The organism is Paenibacillus assamensis DSM 18201, assembly GCF_000422445.1.
Taxonomy (GTDB): domain Bacteria; phylum Bacillota; class Bacilli; order Paenibacillales; family Paenibacillaceae; genus Paenibacillus_B; species Paenibacillus_B assamensis.
Window position 1 is genome coordinate 121,922 of the sequence record NZ_AULU01000003.1, and the last position, 18,442, is coordinate 140,363.

Here is an 18,442-nt window from a genome sequence, read left to right on the forward strand (position 1 = left end):
TAAATATTTCATCTTGGCAACCTCCGTTTCGTTCACCATCTTGCTACTCAGATCCAAATCATTAAGTTTCCAAGCTTGCCCCTATAATGTAAGAGAGAGAAATGGATATAACCATCGCAAGAAATCCTACTGCACGGTTATCTCGTTCAATTTCTTCATCAAGCTTAAAAAACGGCATCAAAAATCCAAACAAAAAGTAAGCCGACAGCAATAAAACATATCCTAATACAGCCCACTGTAGTGACGTATACAGCGAATCATAGGATTGGATGCCAAAACGAAAAATGTTACATATCCCAAATATTTTCCCGCCCGTTGCCATAGCCACGCTCACATTACCACGTTTGATCTCATCCCAGCATTTATAGCGTGTGACCGCTTCAAACAATACGAGCAAAACAATAAGCGCCAAGCAAGCTACCGAGAAATAGGCGAGCATTTTAAAGTACGGGTTTAACAACCACTCTCCAACTAGCGTTTCCATGTTCATCACCCTCTGTACCGTTACTCTTTACTTTCCTCTATTTCAGTTCTGCTACCGTAACGCCTGCTCCACCTTCGCCATATTGACCTAACCGGAAGCTTTTTACATGTCTATGCCTGCGTAGGAACTCTTGCACTCCGGTGCGAAGTACACCTGTACCCATGCCGTGAATAATATACACCTGTCCAAGATTACTGAGCAAAGCTTCATCCAAGAAGCGATCCACTTCAATAATAGCTTCCTCGACATTTTCTCCACGTAAATCGAGTTCAGAACGAACATGCTCATCTCGGGAACGCTTCACTTTCGAGCCTGATTTCTGCTTCTCATACTCCATCGGCTTGGCGGCTGCAATTAGTTCAAGATCGTCTTTACGAACTTTCATTTTCATAATGCCAAGTTGAACAATTGCTTCAGTAGCTCCAGCCATTTCTACCACATGACCTTTTTGGTTTAGGCTGTATACTCTAACTTCATCACCAGGTCCAATTTCACGCGGTGCCTTGGCTTGCTTGTTCTGGACGCCAAGCTTCTTAGCAGGAGCTGCTTCATCCAGTTTCTTGCGAGCTTCCGTCATTCGATGATCTTGCAGCTTAGCACCTTCCTGCGCCAACTTGCGCAGTTCCTCAATCGCTTCCTCTGCTTCTTTTCTTGCTTTGTCCACAATCGCACGAGCTTCATCTTCTGCACGTTCGATTCGTTTCTCACGTTCTGCTTCATACTTCGCTCGTTCCGCTTCAAGTTCTCCTCGTAAAGCTTCATTGTTGCGACGAAGCTGCTCAGCTGAATGTCGCTCTTCTTCTGCACGCAAACGGTTCTGCTCCAAAGAAGCAATCATCGTTTCAATCCTCAAATCTTCTTCCGTAACTTCACCCTTCGCATGCTCAATAATGGAAGAAGGTAGGCCCAGACGTTCCGCAATAGCAAACGCATTACTACGTCCAGGCACCCCAATTAGCAGTCGATACGTCGGTCGAAGCGTCTGCACATCAAATTCCATACTAGCATTAATAATGCCTTTACGTTCATATGCATACGCCTTTAACTCCGAGTAATGCGTTGTTGCTACGATACGGCAGCCCATACGATGCATATGCTCTAATAAAGCAATTGCCAATGCTGATCCCTCAGCAGGGTCAGTACCTGCACCTAATTCATCCATCAGCACGAGACTTTTCGGTGTCATTTGCTTCAAAATGCGGATGATATTCGTAAGATGGCTTGAGAAAGTACTCAGGCTTTGCTCAATGCTCTGCTCATCACCGATATCAGCATAAATCGCATCGAATACACACATCTGACTACCTTCATTAGCAGGTATGAATAGACCGGACATTGCCATCAAGCTCAACAGCCCAACTGTTTTCAAGCTTACGGTCTTACCGCCTGTGTTGGGACCTGTTACGATAATGGTTGTGTAGTCATTGCCCAATTCGATATCCGTCGGCACAACGATCTCTCGTGGAATAAGCGGATGTCTGCCTCGCTTCAACTTAATATAGCCACGATCATTCATAATCGGCAAAACCGACTTGGATTCATGAGCATAACGTGCTTTGGCGAAAATAAAGTCTAACAACGCAATCGTGTCCGTATCATACATAAGCAGATCAACTTGTTCCCCAACTCGATCTGTTAATCGGGACAATATGCGTTCCACTTCACGTTCTTCTTGCATCTTCGTTTCTCTAAGCTTGTTGTTCATGGTCACAATAGCTTCTGGTTCGATAAATAAAGTAGCTCCTGAACTAGACTGATCATGAACGATGCCGCCAAAATGACCACGATATTCTTGCTTAACCGGAATGACATAACGGTCATTACGAATTGTAACGAGTTGGTCTTGGAGCATTTTGGCTGTACTTTGGGAGCGAATCATCGATTCCAGCTTCTCACGAATACGCGTCTCTCCAATACGAAGCTCACGTCTAATCGTTGCAAGCTCAGCACTTGCCTGATCCAGGACATCTCCTTGATTATCAACGCATTGACGAATATCGTCTTCTAGCGCTTTCTGATCACTGATCGAATCGACAAGCTGATTCAACAAAGGTACTGGATGATCTTCGTGCACACTATTCACATATCGATTCATGCGACGTCCCGCATTCGTTAACGCAGATATTTCCCATAGTTCCAGTGCATTCAGGATCGCACCGATTCGAGCTCTCTGCAGGGCAGGGCGAATATTTTTCACACCTGATAAAGGTGCGCCACCCTTAAGGCGATCTACGGTATAAGCCTCATCTGTAGCTTGTAGGCTGCGCTTTACTTCTTCTAGGTCCGAACTTGGCTGCAAATTAAGCGCCAATTCTTCTCCAAGATCTGTAGCAGCATATTGCGACAAGCTTTGCGTAATTTTCGTATATTCTAAAGTTTTAAATATTTTTGTATCCAATCGAAGTCACGACTCCTCTCGGTTTCTCATTATAGCCTATCTCATGGATGAAGGCGATGCTGTCAAATGTTGTCATCATGAAGATGACAGATGTGGTTACACTAATTGTTGCACAATCTGTACCCTTTATAAACGAAAAAGGAGGATTCCCACATGAGTATTTTAGGTCACATCGTTCGATTTATCGTTGCTGCCTTTGTTATTATGGTTACGGCGTGGCTCGTACCAGCCTTCTCCGTTGGCGGTTTCTGGAGCGCCTTATTCTTGGCCCTTGCTATTGCCATACTGGGATGGGTTGCAGAGGCTATTTTTGGCGGCCGCGTTACTCCATTTGGCAGAGGCATAGTCGGCTTCCTAGTCAGTGCGCTAATTATCTACGTCGCCCAGTTCTTTGTCGGCGGTGTATCCGTGTCAATATTTGGCGCATTAATAGCAGCACTTGTGATTGGATTGATCGACCTGTTCATTCCAGTTGCTACACCGTACGAAGCTGGACGCAGCAAAGAAACCAAATAACGCAATATGCGATGCAATACTAAATGCAAGAAATGCAAGTAGGACATGCACACTTTGTTCACATAACGTTCACAACAGGCAACAAATCATGACAAAATATCCCTTCCTCACAACGTATACTTATGAAAATATAAGTATGCCACCAATCCAACAGTACGAAGCATCTAAGTAGCAACAAGTAACCACTGTTGGAGCCATTGAGGAAGGGAGTCCTTTTATGTTAAGAAAAACAGCACTCATTTGTGCTTCCGCTATCATAGTAGTATTTATCTTGTCAGCTTGTGGTCAGGAAAAAGCAAATCAAGAGCAGCAAACTGCTGATGTCAAACTAATCATAAAAGCATCAAATTATAAGTTTGACCAAACTGAATATCGTGTAAAAGGAAATCAGCCTGTACAATTTAGTCTCGAATCAATCGGCAATCACGGCATTACTGTTGATAAATTGGATTTATCGCTAGATCCAACAAATCCAACTCAAGTCATCACTCCTACAGCTGGCACTTATACGTTTGAGTGCAGCATTGCATGCGGCTCAGGACACAAAGAGATGAAAGCAACTTTAATTGTGGAATAGAAGAATAATCGAGTACATACACACCAAGCAGCCGCCATGCTCCGATTTTTTTTCGGCACGGCGGCTATATCCATAATACGCAGCTTTTTTCAATCTAAACTTCTATAACCATTGTGCCCAACGTATGGACTCAGCAATAACAGTAGGTAGCCATTCACTCGTTTTTATTGCCCATTGAGAATGCTCAATGGCTTGACGGACGGAAGGCTGCGGCCAGCTTTTTAAGAGCACATACCCGATTCCCCATACGATAAAAAACTGCATAACGCCGATAAATGCTCCACCTAAACGATCTAATACACGGACGGATCGAACATGTGACATGCGAGCAACACAATACTTTAGCAGCAACAATCCAATCCAAGTAAAGCCAAACATAATCCCAAACGAAAGCCCAGCGTGCAGCATCTGTTCACCATATTGCTGAGTAAATTGCAGCCCATCTATCCCAACTGCCCTTTCATCGATAGCTGAAGTACGTACTCCAAATAGTTGTTTGCGTACCCATGGTATTAAGTATTCATACGTACGTGAAGCCACGATAAATGCAATAAGCCAGCCTAAGAACGATAGTGCTTTGGCTTTGAATCCTCGAACGGCACCAATAAGACCGAACGCAACAACAATGATAGTCAAAAGGATGTCCAAACTATTCCATGAACCCACCTTCAGCATCAGAGCACCGACAGCGTTAGAAGTCTGTAACCAGTCTGTCCCCATACTTGAAGTACCTTTCTGTCAGACGTTACATCATTTCCAACCATTCGTTGAATTCACTCTTCAGTTTTCCATATTCCTCCTGCAGAGAATCCAACTCTTCCTGTACTTGGCGAGCTTTGTTCTGTTCCATTTCACGCTCGATCTGGGCAAGACGGAATTGATGGGATAATAGCTCAAACTGTTCCTGCATCATAGCGGTCTCCTCATCACGAAGCGTAGATACATTGGTCGCTGCGCTGTCCGCCGCTTCTTTCAATGCCTCTACAGCGGCTGCAGCCTCAGCTGCTGCTTCTCGCTGCTCTTGCAGTTGAGCTATTAATTCGGCTTTCTCTTGTTCCCAAGTTTGCTGTATAGCCGCTTGTTCACGCAGTTGCTCCAATTCCGCGTTGAGCTTGCCTTGTTCTAGTTTCCACGCATGTTCTTGATCCAGCCACTGCTGGTTCAATGCTTGCTGCTGCACCCGAGTTTGCTCTGTTATACGTTCAACAGACGCTCGAAGTTCGATCATCTGCTGCTCATTTTCTGCTTGTAGTTTCGATTGACGTTCCTCTGTCTCCGCTCGATATTCAGCCAACTGTTGAGCTGCCAGCTCCACCTCTTGAGCGTGACCCTCAGACTGTGCTCGCAGCAGGTCTAGTTGTTTCTCCTGCTGAGTAAGCTGTTCTGTAGCCTGCTTATATTGTCGCTTAAGGTCAGATAGGTTGGTTGACAATGCATTTCGTTCAGCAATAACAGAGCGGAGGTTGCCTGACATTTTCTCCTCCAGTTCACGCGCACTCTTACGCAGTCTAGAATCAAGCTGCTGTCGAAGGCGCTCGTACTTTTCATTCGTCTCACGCTCTGCCTCCATACGTACAGCTCGCTCTTCTGCCAGTGCTTCCACTGCTGCTGCCGCCTCTTTCCGAACCGATTCTACCTCTTCTAACAGCTTCACCTCAGATTGACTCAGCTGGTGTAATTGCTCTTCTAAAACTTGACGAAGCTCTTGCCCTTCTTCATCAACTCGTTTAAGTTCCTTCACCTGTATATTGAGTTGTTCAACTTGCTCAACCGAAGCTTCGTACTGCTGCTCCAATTGGGTACGCTGCTCACGCACTTGCCCCAGTTCAGACTCTAGAGCATCTTTATGCTGAGCGTTCTCTGCAAGCAATTGTCTCTGCTGGAGCAATTCACCCTCAACCTGTTCTAGCGCCCCTTTCACATCAGCAACATCTTGCTGAGCCTCGTCTCTTGTACGAATAAGACGTTCCATTTCAACTTGTCGCGCACGGTCAAGCTCTTCTGCCCGCTTCAAATGACCTTCGAGTTGTCGAGTTCGTGCCTCGCTTTGCGTTTTCTCAGCTTGCAGCTGCTCGAATTGCTCGATAAGAGACTCTTGCTCGGCAAGATGCGATTGTTTGCACTGTGCAACCTCTTGCTCGTAGTGAGCTTGCTGAGCTTGCAATTCGGATTGCATCTCTGCCTGCTCTTGCTGAAGCTTCTGCTCCCACTCTGCTCGTTCTGCATGCAACTGCTCTTCCCATTCAGATCGCGCGCTGGATAGCTGTTCAGCCCGTTCCGTCCGTTCACTCGACAATTGCTGCTCCCAACCCGCTCGCTCATTCGACAATCGCGCTTCCCACTCTGAACGCTCATCCGACAATTTCTGTTCCCATTGAGAACGCTGATCCGTCAATTGCTGTGCCGACTGGGATTGCTCATGATGAAGCTTCTGTTGCCATTCCGCACGCTCCGACTCCAATTGATGCTCCAAGCTCGAAACAACCGTTATATGCTCATCTAGAGCTTCCTCAAGCTTCATTTCCAACTGCTTGCGAATATCAGCTATACTTTGCTCATGTCGACCACTCAGCTGTTCCAACTCACCTTCATGTTGAAGCAGCAATTGTTGAAGCTCATCATCATGTTTCAAGCGTGCTAATTCAGCTGCCACTGTGTGCTCATCACGTAGAGCTGCAATCTCAGCTTGATGTTCGTCAGACATAGCTGACTGCTTGCCTTCCAGCTCTTCACGAAGCCGCTTCAATGCTGCTTCATGCTGCTGAATCAAGGCAGCTTCTGCCGTTTGACGCTTTTCTTCAGCAGCCGCGATCACATCCTGATGCTCCAGCTGCATAAGCTCTATCAGCTCTTGCTGTTCTTCCTTGGACTGCGCTAACTCCTGCTGAAGCTTCGTACGAGCTTCCTCTAAAGAAGAACAGCGCTGCTCCCATTTATCTGTTAATTCCTGCTTCTCTTGATCATGCTTCACTTTAAGCTTGGATAATTCTTGTTCATGATCTTGCTGAAGAATCGTTAGCAGCTGTTCATGCTCTTGTTTAAGCGTTGTCTCTACAAATTCATGCTCCTCTTTCAATAGAGAAAGCTGCTCATCTCGTTCTGTTGTAACTGCATGAACACGCGCTTCAATTTCTTCCGCATGCTGTTGACGCAGTTGCTCCGCCGCCTCTGCCGCTGCGCTTACTTGCTGTTCCGCAGTTTCAAGACGACGCTTCATCTCTTGCTCGCCATTAAGTGCAACTTGAAGCTTGCCCTCAACTTCCTTAAGCTGCCCTTGCAGCTTGATAACTTTGCTATCAACAAGTTTGCGTTCTTCTCTGAGCTGTCTTACAGATTGATTCGTCATTTCTACTTGCTTGCGCAGCTCAGCAACTTCCTTGGCATGGCTTTCTTTATCGAGCTGCTGCTGTTTCATATGCTTATTAAGCTTGTCACGCTCCGTTTGGAGCTGCGCTGCATAATTATTCTTCTCCACTTGCAACTGCTTTGCAGATTTGTCTTGCTCCGCTTGCAGAAGCTTAGCATGCTTATCCTGTTCATCCCTGAGCAACTTAGTATGCTTGTCCTGCTCATCCTTCGTTCGCTTTGCAGCATTTTCCCGCTCTACTTGCAATTGCTTTGCATACTTCTCCTGTTCAACTTGCATCAGCTTAGAAGCTGCACTCTTCTCATCTGCAACTTTTTTCTCCAACAGTTCCAACTGCTGTTTCAATTCTGTTTCGGTGCGCTTTAAAGACTGCTCAAGTCGTTGCTTCTCCGCATCCGTCACTTCGATTGCATCAACAAGCTGCTGCTGCTGATCTTTAATACGTTGAATTTCTTCCGCTATATGCACAGCAGACAATACCGCAATTCTCGGGATGTCCAATCTTGGGTTACCTTCCGCGATGGTCCGCATCCGCTCATCCACATAGTCGGCAATATTACGCATATATTCTTTACTTGTTGTACCTGCTAATTTATACTGTGTTCCATATATTTCAACGGTTACCCGGTGCTTATCATTTGACGTCATCATAACGTCCTCCTTCAATTCCATTCCGCTAACTGCAGCATGATTGCGATTGCGCTTGGCATCTAACATCCTAACAAATATTGTAGGAACTGCTGCGAATATGTAAAATTTGCTTCACCCAAGCACAGAAATGCACGCTGTAAAATAGCGTTTGCAACTATTTCGATATAGACACACCTATCTCCTGCTGCAAAAGGGCTTTCCGTGAAGTTTAGCACCTTTCGAAGTTAATGGTCAAATTCAAAAAGAACCTATTCATCATACCGAAATTCTCCGGATGACAAATAGGTTCTTTATTATTTACAAATTATTCAATTAATAGGGTTTGATGGTTGTATTATTTACGAAGCTCAGCGCCTTCAGCCTCAATCGCAGCAATGACACGACCATGAATTTCTGTAATTTCCTCATCTGTAAACGTACGCTCAGGATGACGGTAGACGAGAGATATCGCAACACTCTTCTTGTCGCTAGCAATACGGTCACCCGTGTACACATCGAACACGCGAATAGACTCTAGCCAAGATTCAGCAGCAGCCGCTGCTTGATCCAAGATACGCCCCATTTCAGCTTGACGATCCATCACGATGGCTAGATCGCGCTCTACGGATGGGAAGCGCGGCAGCGTTTTGTATTCGATCGTGAAGTCTGCTTGAGCAACCAATGCTTCGATCTCCAACTCAGCCACGAACGTATCCGCGAGATCCTTGCTGCGCTGCAAATCAGGATGAATTTGACCAAGCGTTCCAAGCAACTGCTCTCCATCGTTCGTCTTCAAGTACAACGATGCGGAGCGACCTGGGTGGTAACCAACAGGACGGTTAGCTTCATAACGTACGCGACCGCTAAGGCCTAGGTAGCTAACCACACTGTCTACGATACCTTTTAGATCGAAGAAATCAACCGCTTCCGGCTTCACGTTCCATTGAGCTTGCTGACGGTTACCCGTAAGAAGAACAGCCAATACTAGCTTCTCTTCTGGCTGCTTCGTCAACTCAGACTCTTCCGTCAAGTACAAGCTGCTCATTTCGAATAAATGAACATCTTCTTGCTTGCGGTTGCGGTTATGCGTAGCTACATCAAGCAAGCTTGGAATTAAGCTTGTGCGAAGCACACTGCGATCTTCGCTCATCGGCATCGCGAGTGCAACTGGCTTCGCATTTCCTGCCAATGCAGGGAACAGCTTCGTCTCTTCTGGATGCGTGAAGGAATACGTCAAAGCCTCATGCAGGCCTCCATCCGTCAGCAAGCGGCGAATCGCACGACGAACGCGCTGAGACTTTGTCAAGCTGCCTGGTGTTGTTGCACCTTCGATTGGTGTTGTCGGGATGTTATCATAACCGAATAGACGAGCTACTTCTTCGATTAAATCCACATCCAGCGTAATATCGCCACGACGAGAAGGTACCGTTACTTCGAACACACCTTCTTCGACTGTCTTAACGTCAAACACAAGACGCTCCAAGATAGACTGAACATCAGCCGCAGTCAAGGATGTACCAAGCATGCGATTCGTTTTTTCCAAAGATAGACGAACCACCTTGCGCTCGTGTGCGCCTACTTGCTGCTGTACGACACCGTTCGCAACCGCTCCGCCCGCAATTGTGCGGATAAGTTCTGCTGCACGGTCAATCGCTGGCACAACATGCTCAAGGTTGACGCTCTTCTCGAAACGAAGCGACGCTTCCGAGCGAAGACCCAATTGTCTGGACGTCTTGCGCACGATACCGCCATCGAATTTCGCGGATTCAAGTACGATATCAACTGTAGCTTCCGTCACTTCGGAGTTCTCTCCACCCATTACGCCTGCAAGTGCAATCGCCTTCTCCGCATCTGCAATAACAAGCATATGCGGCTCCAACTTGCGCTCTTGGCCATCAAGCGTAACTAGCGTTTCGCCTTCACGAGCCATACGAACGTCGATGCTGCTGCCAGCAATTTGAGCTGCATCAAATGCATGTAATGGCTGACCGTATTCAAGCATAACGAAATTGGTTACGTCAACGATATTATTGATTGGTCTTACGCCTGCAGCAAGCAAACGATTTTGCAGCCACAGTGGAGATTGACCCACTTTAACACCCTTCACATAACGAGCCGTATACAGGCTGCAAGCATGATCAGCGCTAATATTTACGCGAATCTTCTCGGAAGCTGCTTCACCTATTTCTTCAACAGAAATCGTCGGTAATGTAACAGGACGATTCAAGATTGCGCCCACTTCATAAGCAGCACCGATCATACTCAAGCAGTCCGAACGATTCGGCGTCAGGTCAAATTCCATTACATGATCATTTAAATCCAACACATCTGCAATTGAAGTACCAATTGTCAAATCCGAAGGCAATACAAGAATACCCTCTTGCATATGCTTCGGCAGCAATTTGTCATTCAAGCCAAGCTCTTTAGCGGAACAGATCATCCCTTGGGATTCTACACCACGCAGCTTCGCACGTTTGATCTTCATACCACCTGGCATAACAGCACCAATTTGAGCTACAGGAACATGCTGTCCTGCGTCCACGTTCGCTGCGCCGCATACGATTTGTAGATGTTCTTCTGCACCTACGTCTACTTTACATACATTCAGCTTATCTGCATCTGGATGTTTCTCACGAGATACAACATAGCCGACTACAATATGATCCAAACCTTGATTACGGTTCTGTACAACATCAATTTCGATACCAGCACGCGTAATGCGTTCTGCTAATTCATCGGCGCTGACGCCGGATACATCTATATATTGAGATAACCATTGATAGGATACGTTCATCGTTGGTCCCCTTCCTTCTTCATTACCGTCGCTTACATGCGGTCGAACTGCTGTAAGAATCGGACATCATTCGTATAGAAATGGCGAATATCATCAATGCCGTACTTCAAGAGCGCGATACGCTCGATACCCATACCGAAAGCAAAGCCAGAGTACTGTTCAGGGTCATAGCCACCCATTTCCAACACTTTTGGATGAACCATGCCGCAGCCGAGAATTTCCAACCAGCCTGTTTGCTTACACATTCTGCAACCGTTGCCTTTGCACTGTACGCAAGTTACGTCAACTTCTACGCTCGGTTCTGTGAACGGGAAGAAGCTTGGACGCAGGCGAATTTGCATATGAGAACCGAACATTTCTTTTACAAATTGAAGCAATGTGCCTTTCAAGTCACTCATACGGATATTACGATCGATGACTAATCCTTCGATCTGATGGAACATGAAGGAATGTGTTGCATCGTCATCATCACGACGATAAACGCGTCCTGGGCACACCACTTTAACCGGCTTGCCGTTCATCAATTCCATTGTGCGCACTTGAACAGGTGATGTTTGCGTACGCATCAGCAGTTCTTCTGTAATATAGAAGGAATCCTGCATATCGCGAGCTGGGTGATCTTTTGGCAAGTTCAGCGCTTCGAAGTTATAGTAATCCTGCTCCACTTCTGGACCTTCCGCCACTTGATACCCCATGCCGATGAAAATATCTTCTAGCTCTTGTGTTACTTTACTCAATGGATGAACACTTCCGCGTGCCATCGGACGTCCTGGCAAGGTAACATCAATCGTTTCCGCTTGCAGCTTGCGTTCTGTTTCTTCACGAATAAATGCTTCCTGCAGCTCTTGCAAACGAGCCTCGATCGAATCGCGAACGACATTTGCCACTTGACCGATTACTGGACGCTCTTCTGCACTAAGACTCCCCATCCCGCGCAGTATTTCTGTAAGCGCACCTTTTTTTCCTAGATACTTAACGCGAAGATCGTTCAATTGCTGCACATCCTGCACTTGCTCCAGCATTGCCAAAGCTTCTGTGCGCAGCGCCTCCAAACGCTCTTTCATGGTACAACCTCCTTCAATCTTTCAGCTGTAATCAACCCGGTAACACAAAAAGGCCTTCCATCCCGAAGGGACGAAAGACCGTGGTACCACCCTTATTAGAAATACCGTCAACGCTCCATTGTCAACCGCTCTTCAGCAGTAGGAAAATGAATCAAACAGGCATTCTCACTCTAAACGGCTGTAACGGACCGCATCCGGGACACCCTACTGACAAGACACACAACGATTATGATCGTCATCTTCTTGTGTTCAAGCTCCTGCTCCAGAGTGAATTTCGAAAGCCCATGCTTCAGATACGCTCTCAATCTATGGCGCATCCTCCCTGGCAAGCGGTACTGACTACTTATCTCTTTCAAGGCAGTTGAATATCGACTATTTACATTTCAAATATTATATAGAATAGCATTTACTTTTGCAACAATTGTATGCCCCATTATGTATCTCATTATATATGATTAAGCGCTTCCAGTATTTCGTCATTGAGCCTATGCGAAATATTTGATTACAAATGATCACATTATGCTATAATAACCGATGGCGTCGATTCGATTTTTATAATAATTCGGCGTCATCTTTCATATTTTATTAATATGCAAAGGGTAGGGTGAGGGGCTACGATGGAAAGCAGGTATGAGATTGGTCCAACAACAACAAAAGAAGCAAGACGACAAACTGGGCCAAGCTACGACCGCCCAAGTTAAACATACACTAAGTGTTGATGACTGGAAGCGCGAGAGCTTAGCCGGTATTGTCTCCTTCTTCGCAATCGTGTATATCGTTATCGTCAACGCATCGATATTGGCAGACGCAGGTATTCCTCAGCAAGCAGGCATAATTGCAACCGTTTTAGCATCCGCTGTCGGCTGCTTCTTGATGGGATTCTGGGCTAAGGTTCCGATTATCTTAGTACCAGGTATGGGTATCAACGCCATGTTTACCTATACCTTGGTGCAAGGCATGGGAATGACTTGGCAGCAAGCACTAACAATCGTTGTGCTTTCAGGCTTATGCTTCATTGCGATCAGCTTTACAACGCTAGCAGGCAAGATTCGTAACGCAATTCCTACTTCGCTGCAAGAAGCGATCACCGTCGGTATCGGCTTAATGCTCGTTCTGATTGGTCTTCACAAAGGCGGCGTCATCGTTGCTAACGAAGCTACCATTATTAGCTTCCGCAGCTTCGCTGAACCAGAAGCGTTAGTTACGTTAATCACGTTAGCGATTACGTGCATTTTGTTTATTCGCAACGTCCCTGGTCATTTGCTCATCGCAATGATTACGGGTACAGTGCTCGCCTACTTGCTCGGCGCCGTTTCAACGGATACTGCAGCAACGACGGAAGGCTTCTCATGGGCAAGCTATGCCGATGTATTCGGCCAGTTCACGTTCCAAGACTTGCCTCTAACGGCACTTGCGGTTGGTGTGTTCTCCTTGACGCTCGTTATCGTGTTCGAAAACGTAGGACTTATTAACGCACATTTGAACATGATCAACAAGCCAGAACAATTCAATCGCGCGATGCAGGCAAATGCAATCTCTGTTTTGACTTGCGGACTACTGGGCACGAGCCCAACGGTTTCAACAGTCGAAACGGCAGCAGGAATCTCCGCTGGAGGCCGCACTGGTGTAACTTCAATCGTTACAGGTGCGCTATTCCTAGTTACTTTGGTTGCGCTGCCTGTTCTTACACTTGTACCAGATCCAGCGGTAGCGCCGATCTTGATCTTTATCGGTGGACTGATGATGCCAAGTGTGAAGCACATTAAGTTCGAGCCATTCTCTGTAGGACTTCCGGCATTTTTCATTATTGCGTTTATTCCGTTGCTGCACAGCATCGTGGATGGTATCGCAATCGGCTTTATCAGCTATGCGATCTTCCAGATTGCAGCCGGCAAAGCTCGCGAAGTGAAGCCGTTGTTCTATGTCATTGCATTGCTGTTTGTTGCACATTTCGTGCTTCAAGCCTTGTAATTTCTAGTTAAACAACCCTAAGACAGCCCTTAAACTGGGCTGTCTTTATTTATTTTCATCTGCTCGTCATACGGTACGAACGCCGTTACAATTATTTGCCTAGTAATCATAATATAGGGTACATGACAAGACTAGGTTATCGTTTAGAAAAAAAAACGACTTTGTGCATCACGACGGAGGTGACAACCATTGAACATCGTTATCATGGCAGGTGGAAAGGGCATGAGATTCTGGCCTCAAAGCACCGAGCATAAACCTAAGCAGTTCCTCCCTCTTTTATCCTCCCGCACGCTGCTGCAAGAAACATACGCCAGATATCGACAGTGGCTCCCTGCATCACGTATATACGTAGCCACTACCCATGCCTATAGCGAACTTGTTATGGAACAACTGCCTGAATGCGAGCCAGGTCAGCTTATAATCGAGCCATGCGCACGAGATACCGCTCCTTGTATCGCGTTAACAGCACTATTCTTTCTTCATCGCAATCAAGATGAGCCGCTTGCGATCGTCCCTTCCGATCAGCATGTGCCTCAAGTCCATAAACTACGAGATGCCCTTTACATCGCCACAAAGGAAGCCGCCCACCATCATAATGTCGTCATGCTTGGTCTCGTCCCAACCAGACCAGAGACAGGTTTCGGATACATTAAAGCAAATGAGGAGCTCTCCAACAACGGACTATTCCCTGTAGCTTCCTTTATTGAAAAACCGGATCTCCCCACTGCTCAGCAGCTCATTCATACACCTAGAACCTATTGGAACAGCGGTATTTTTGTATGGCGCCCTTCCACAATCGCCTATTTAATGAAGCAGCATTGCCCATCAATATGGGAGCCACTAACTGAAACATATCCTTCAACCGATGAAATTTATGCCCACCTCCCCAAGCTATCCGTGGATTATGCCATCATGGAGCATGCTTCTCAACTGTTCGTATTGCCCGTCAATATGGAATGGGATGATGTAGGAACCTGGAATGCCGTAAAACGCTATTATGATGAAGATGAAGCTGGAAATGTCGCACAAGGCAATATTCGCTCTCTTGATGCACACAACAATATTATTTTTTCGGATAAAGAAGCCGTCGTCATCGGAGCTAGCGATCTAATTATTATTTCTACAGAAAATGGACTCCTCGTCTGCCATCAATCTGAAGAGCAGCGCATTAAGGAAGTTATGAAAGATAAGGACGTTTGGAAACACCATTCTATAAAAGAGGTGAAACCTTCTCCATGAAAGCATTAATTACAGGAATTACAGGCTTCGCAGGCAGCCATTTGGCTGAATATTTACTTAGTCTTCAAGTTGAGGTTATCGGAACCGTTCGGAACCGCAGCCGCATGAATCATATTTCACACATCGAGGATAAAGTCCGCTTGCTTGAATGTGAGCTGCGCGATCCATTTTCTGTAGAAACTTTGCTAACTCAAGAAAAACCAGATTATATTTTTCATTTAGCAGCTCAAAGCTTTGTACCAACATCGTGGAACTCTCCGGCTGATACGATCTATAACAATGTCGCTGGACAGTTAAATATTTTCGAAACCGTTCGTCGATATCAATTGCCCACACGAATCCAAATCGCCTGCTCCAGCGAAGAATACGGGCATGTTGAAGCGCATGAAACACCAATAACTGAAGATAACCCGCTTCGCCCTCTCAGTCCATATGCGGTAAGTAAAGCGGCTCAAGATTATTTAGCCTATCAATATTTCAAGAGCTATGACATTCACACGGTTCGCACACGGACTTTTAACCATACTGGCCCAAGACGTGGAGAACAATTTGTCACCTCCAACTTCGCAAAGCAGATTGCCGAGATTGAGAAGGGGTTGCGTCCACCCACCGTGCATGTGGGGAACTTGCAAGCCAAGCGAGACTTCACAGATGTCCGTGATGTTGTAAAAGCATATTGGCTCGCCTTAGAAAAAGGTGAAGCTGGAGAATGTTACAACATCGCTTCAGGTTCCTGCATTACGATTGAACACATGCTTCACATGCTGCTTGATATGAGCGATGTAACGATTGATATTGTTCCCGACCCCGCCCGCATGCGGCCTTCTGATGTCGAGATTCTGCTTGGCGATACATCCCGCTTCGAGAAACAAACCGGATGGAAACCACAAATTCCATTAGAGCAAACCTTGCATGATCTTCTTCAATATTGGCGTGAACGCGTCTGAAAGGAGGCGGAGTCGCTTTGAGCACGGTTCGCAAACGATCCAAATCACGTATTAAAAAGAAATCGTCCAAGCGAAAAAAATCATTACAGAAAAAACAATTACGAAAGAAATCTACCCGTAAATATCGCAGCAAAAAGTCAACTTCTACTGGCTTCCACTCCAACAAAAGAAAAAAGCAAAATCGACGACTGCGCAAATCTAGAAATGTGAAGAAGCAATTGTCATCACAACCAACAACTCCTCCAGAAACCGAATCCCGTCTTCAATCTGCACCCGAGAATGTATCGCCAACAGCCATTACACAAACCTTTTCTACAACGGATGAAATACATTCAACTGCCACTAACTCATCCACTGCGTCAAACGTAAATGCATCTGAACCTGGAACTACTGCTACCGTTGGAACCGCCCCCCAATTAGCGCTGTCAACTGATTCTCAGCCTGTACTCCAAACCACTCATACTGGACAATTGCAAGCTTCCCGTGCTGCCACTGCGTCCCAGCAGCCATTACAAGCAGACATTCGATATACAACCTTTACTCTTCAATCTCAATCTGATGATGCAATGACGGATCTCTTCCCTCTTTCCTCTAAACATCTTGTCCGCCGCATCACCGTTATCATTTTGGCGTGGAATGCGCTAGACTACACTCGTTCCTGCCTAGATGCTATTCGCAGCAGCTGTGAGAACAATGCAATGATAGATGTTATCGTCCTCGACAATGGCAGTACAGATGGAACAACTGACTACTTAAAGTCACAATCATGGATAAAACCTATATTTTTAGACTATAATTCAGGATTTGTTGCAGGCAACAACATTGCAATCAACCATGCCGATCCAAACAGTGATATCGTCCTATTAAATAATGACATTAGAAACAGCCGCCCTGATTGGTTAAAGCTGCTGCAAGAAACAGCTCTAAGCGCCGCTGATATCGGTATTGTTGGCTGCCGTTTGCGCGGCAGCGATGGCTCCCTCCATCATGCAGGCACCTACATTATGCCTGATAATTTAATGGGTCAGCAGATTGGCGGATTGGAAACAGATGTAAGACAGTATGTGGATATTCGCGATGTGCAAGGAATCGTATTCGCGTGCGCCTATATTAAACGTGAGTTATTAAATAAAATTGGTCCTCTAGACAGTGATTATTTCTCCTACTTCGATGACACAGATTACTGCTATAAATCTTGGTACGCTGGGTATCGTGTTGTCTATGATGGCAGATTAACGATGCTGCACCACCACAATACTTCCACGCGTGTTAATGGAGTTGACTTCTGGGAAATGTACGAGAAATCCCAGGGTGTGTTCCGCTCAAAATGGCAAGAGAAGCTATTTGCCAAATACAAAACAGGCATCACATGGCGATCCGTTGTTAATTTGCCTCTGTTCGGCTATGCAGAATCCTCCCGCAACTTTATGAATGCCTTAGAGCAGCAAAATGTTATGCTTTCATATCGATACGTATATGGACCTGGCTCACCAATAGAGCTGGAGGAGCCAGCTGAATCGACAGATATGCGAATTCAAATCTATCAGCAGCGTCAAGAAAGTTTGTCTAATCCGGGCATCGTATACGGGCAAGGAGATGCCTTCTTACGAAATCCGAATAAATACAAGATTGGATTTACGATGCTGGAAGTAGATGGCTTGCCAAATGAATGGATACGCCAAAGCAACGCAATGAACGAAGTCTGGGTACCTTCTTCGTTTAACATGTATGCTTTTCGAGAAAGTGGTGTACACGTTCCTATTCACGTAATGCCATTAGGTGTAGATACACAATATTTCCACCCACATGTCAACTTCAATCGCTTCTCACCTTCCTATACGTTTTTAAGTGTATTCGAATGGGGGGAACGCAAGGCACCAGAACTTCTATTCCGAGCTTTCCGCGATGCCTTCCAGCCGCATGACGATGTTCATCTCGTATGTAAAATAACGAACAACGATACTAGCATCGATATCGCGAGTGAAATTCGCAAACTTAACCTAGGCGCGATAGCTGAGAAAATAACATTTATTTATAATCAACGCATTCCTTCCCATCAAATGGGGAGTCTATATCGTTCCACCGATTGCTTCGTGCTTCCGACACGTGGAGAAGGTTGGGGGATGCCCATTATGGAAGCGATGGCTTGCGGTTTACCCGTTATTACGACGGATTGGAGTGCACCAACAAGCTTCATGAACGAAAATAATGCTTTCCCCATACCTGTTCGTCGCCTTATTCCTGCAGAAGCACGCTGTGTTTACTATGAAGGTCTGAATTGGGCTGATCCAGACTACGATCATCTCGTCTATGTGATGCGCTATGTATACAATAACCGTGCAGCAGCTCAAGAAATAGGCGCTAAAGCTGCGAAGCAAATTGCAGAGCGATGGACATGGCATCACGCCGCTGCTCGAATAAAATCACGCCTGGAACAGTTAAGCTAATACTCCCA

12 protein-coding genes are annotated in these 18,442 nt (G+C 45.9%); 6 read left to right on the forward strand and 6 right to left on the reverse strand.

The window, feature by feature from the left end:
- Positions 1-61: 61 nt before the first annotated feature.
- Together H580_RS0100355 and H580_RS0100360 are read right to left on the reverse strand one after the other, a co-directional pair.
- Complete coding sequence (locus H580_RS0100355) at positions 62-484, reverse strand: DUF350 domain-containing protein (protein WP_028593034.1); 423 nt, start codon at positions 482-484, stop codon at positions 62-64.
- A gap of 37 nt (positions 485-521) precedes the next feature.
- Positions 522-2,882: an endonuclease MutS2 gene (locus H580_RS0100360; RefSeq protein ID WP_028593035.1), complete on the reverse strand. Its 2,361-nt coding sequence runs from the start codon at positions 2,880-2,882 to the stop codon at positions 522-524.
- 153 nt (positions 2,883-3,035) lie between these two features.
- On the opposite strand from H580_RS0100360, the gene H580_RS0100365 reads away from it, so the two are divergent.
- Positions 3,036-3,398 (forward strand): phage holin family protein, encoded by a 363-nt coding sequence (locus H580_RS0100365; protein WP_028593036.1) that lies wholly within the window; start codon positions 3,036-3,038, stop codon positions 3,396-3,398.
- 217 nt (positions 3,399-3,615) lie between these two features.
- Entirely contained in the window at positions 3,616-3,975 is a 360-nt protein-coding gene (locus H580_RS0100370) for a cupredoxin domain-containing protein (protein ID WP_028593037.1), read from the forward strand.
- A gap of 102 nt (positions 3,976-4,077) precedes the next feature.
- Here H580_RS0100370 and H580_RS0100375 read toward each other — a convergent pair whose 3' ends face one another.
- From H580_RS0100375 to pheS, 4 genes are all read right to left on the reverse strand, one after another.
- Positions 4,078-4,695, reverse strand: a complete 618-nt coding sequence (locus H580_RS0100375; RefSeq protein ID WP_028593038.1) for a CvpA family protein — start codon at positions 4,693-4,695, stop codon at positions 4,078-4,080.
- Between the two features lie 25 nt (positions 4,696-4,720).
- Positions 4,721-7,993 carry a cell division protein ZapA gene (gene zapA, locus H580_RS0100380; protein ID WP_157282611.1) on the reverse strand — a complete coding sequence of 1,091 codons (3,273 nt, stop codon included), beginning with the start codon at positions 7,991-7,993 and terminating at the stop codon, positions 4,721-4,723.
- Positions 7,994-8,327: 334 nt separating this feature from the next.
- The gene (gene pheT / locus H580_RS0100385; protein ID WP_028593040.1) at positions 8,328-10,766 is read right to left on the reverse strand and encodes a phenylalanine--tRNA ligase subunit beta; all 2,439 of its coding nucleotides are present in this window, start codon (positions 10,764-10,766) and stop codon (positions 8,328-8,330) included.
- A gap of 32 nt (positions 10,767-10,798) precedes the next feature.
- Entirely contained in the window at positions 10,799-11,830 is a 1,032-nt protein-coding gene (pheS, locus tag H580_RS0100390) for a phenylalanine--tRNA ligase subunit alpha (RefSeq protein WP_028593041.1), read from the reverse strand.
- A gap of 672 nt (positions 11,831-12,502) precedes the next feature.
- Here pheS and H580_RS0100395 point away from each other — a divergent pair.
- From H580_RS0100395 to H580_RS22795, 4 genes are all read left to right on the forward strand, one after another.
- Complete coding sequence (locus H580_RS0100395; RefSeq protein WP_028593042.1) at positions 12,503-13,801, forward strand: NCS2 family permease; 1,299 nt, start codon at positions 12,503-12,505, stop codon at positions 13,799-13,801.
- Between the two features lie 189 nt (positions 13,802-13,990).
- Positions 13,991-15,040, forward strand: coding sequence for a mannose-1-phosphate guanylyltransferase (locus H580_RS22790; RefSeq protein WP_051217113.1), 1,050 nt, complete (start codon positions 13,991-13,993; stop codon positions 15,038-15,040).
- Complete coding sequence (locus H580_RS0100405; protein ID WP_028593043.1) at positions 15,037-15,987, forward strand: GDP-mannose 4,6-dehydratase; 951 nt, start codon at positions 15,037-15,039, stop codon at positions 15,985-15,987. The genes H580_RS22790 and H580_RS0100405 overlap by 4 nt, the downstream gene beginning before the upstream one ends.
- A gap of 17 nt (positions 15,988-16,004) precedes the next feature.
- The gene (locus tag H580_RS22795) at positions 16,005-18,434 is read left to right on the forward strand and encodes a glycosyltransferase (RefSeq protein ID WP_245583448.1); all 2,430 of its coding nucleotides are present in this window, start codon (positions 16,005-16,007) and stop codon (positions 18,432-18,434) included.
- Positions 18,435-18,442: the final 8 nt, after the last annotated feature.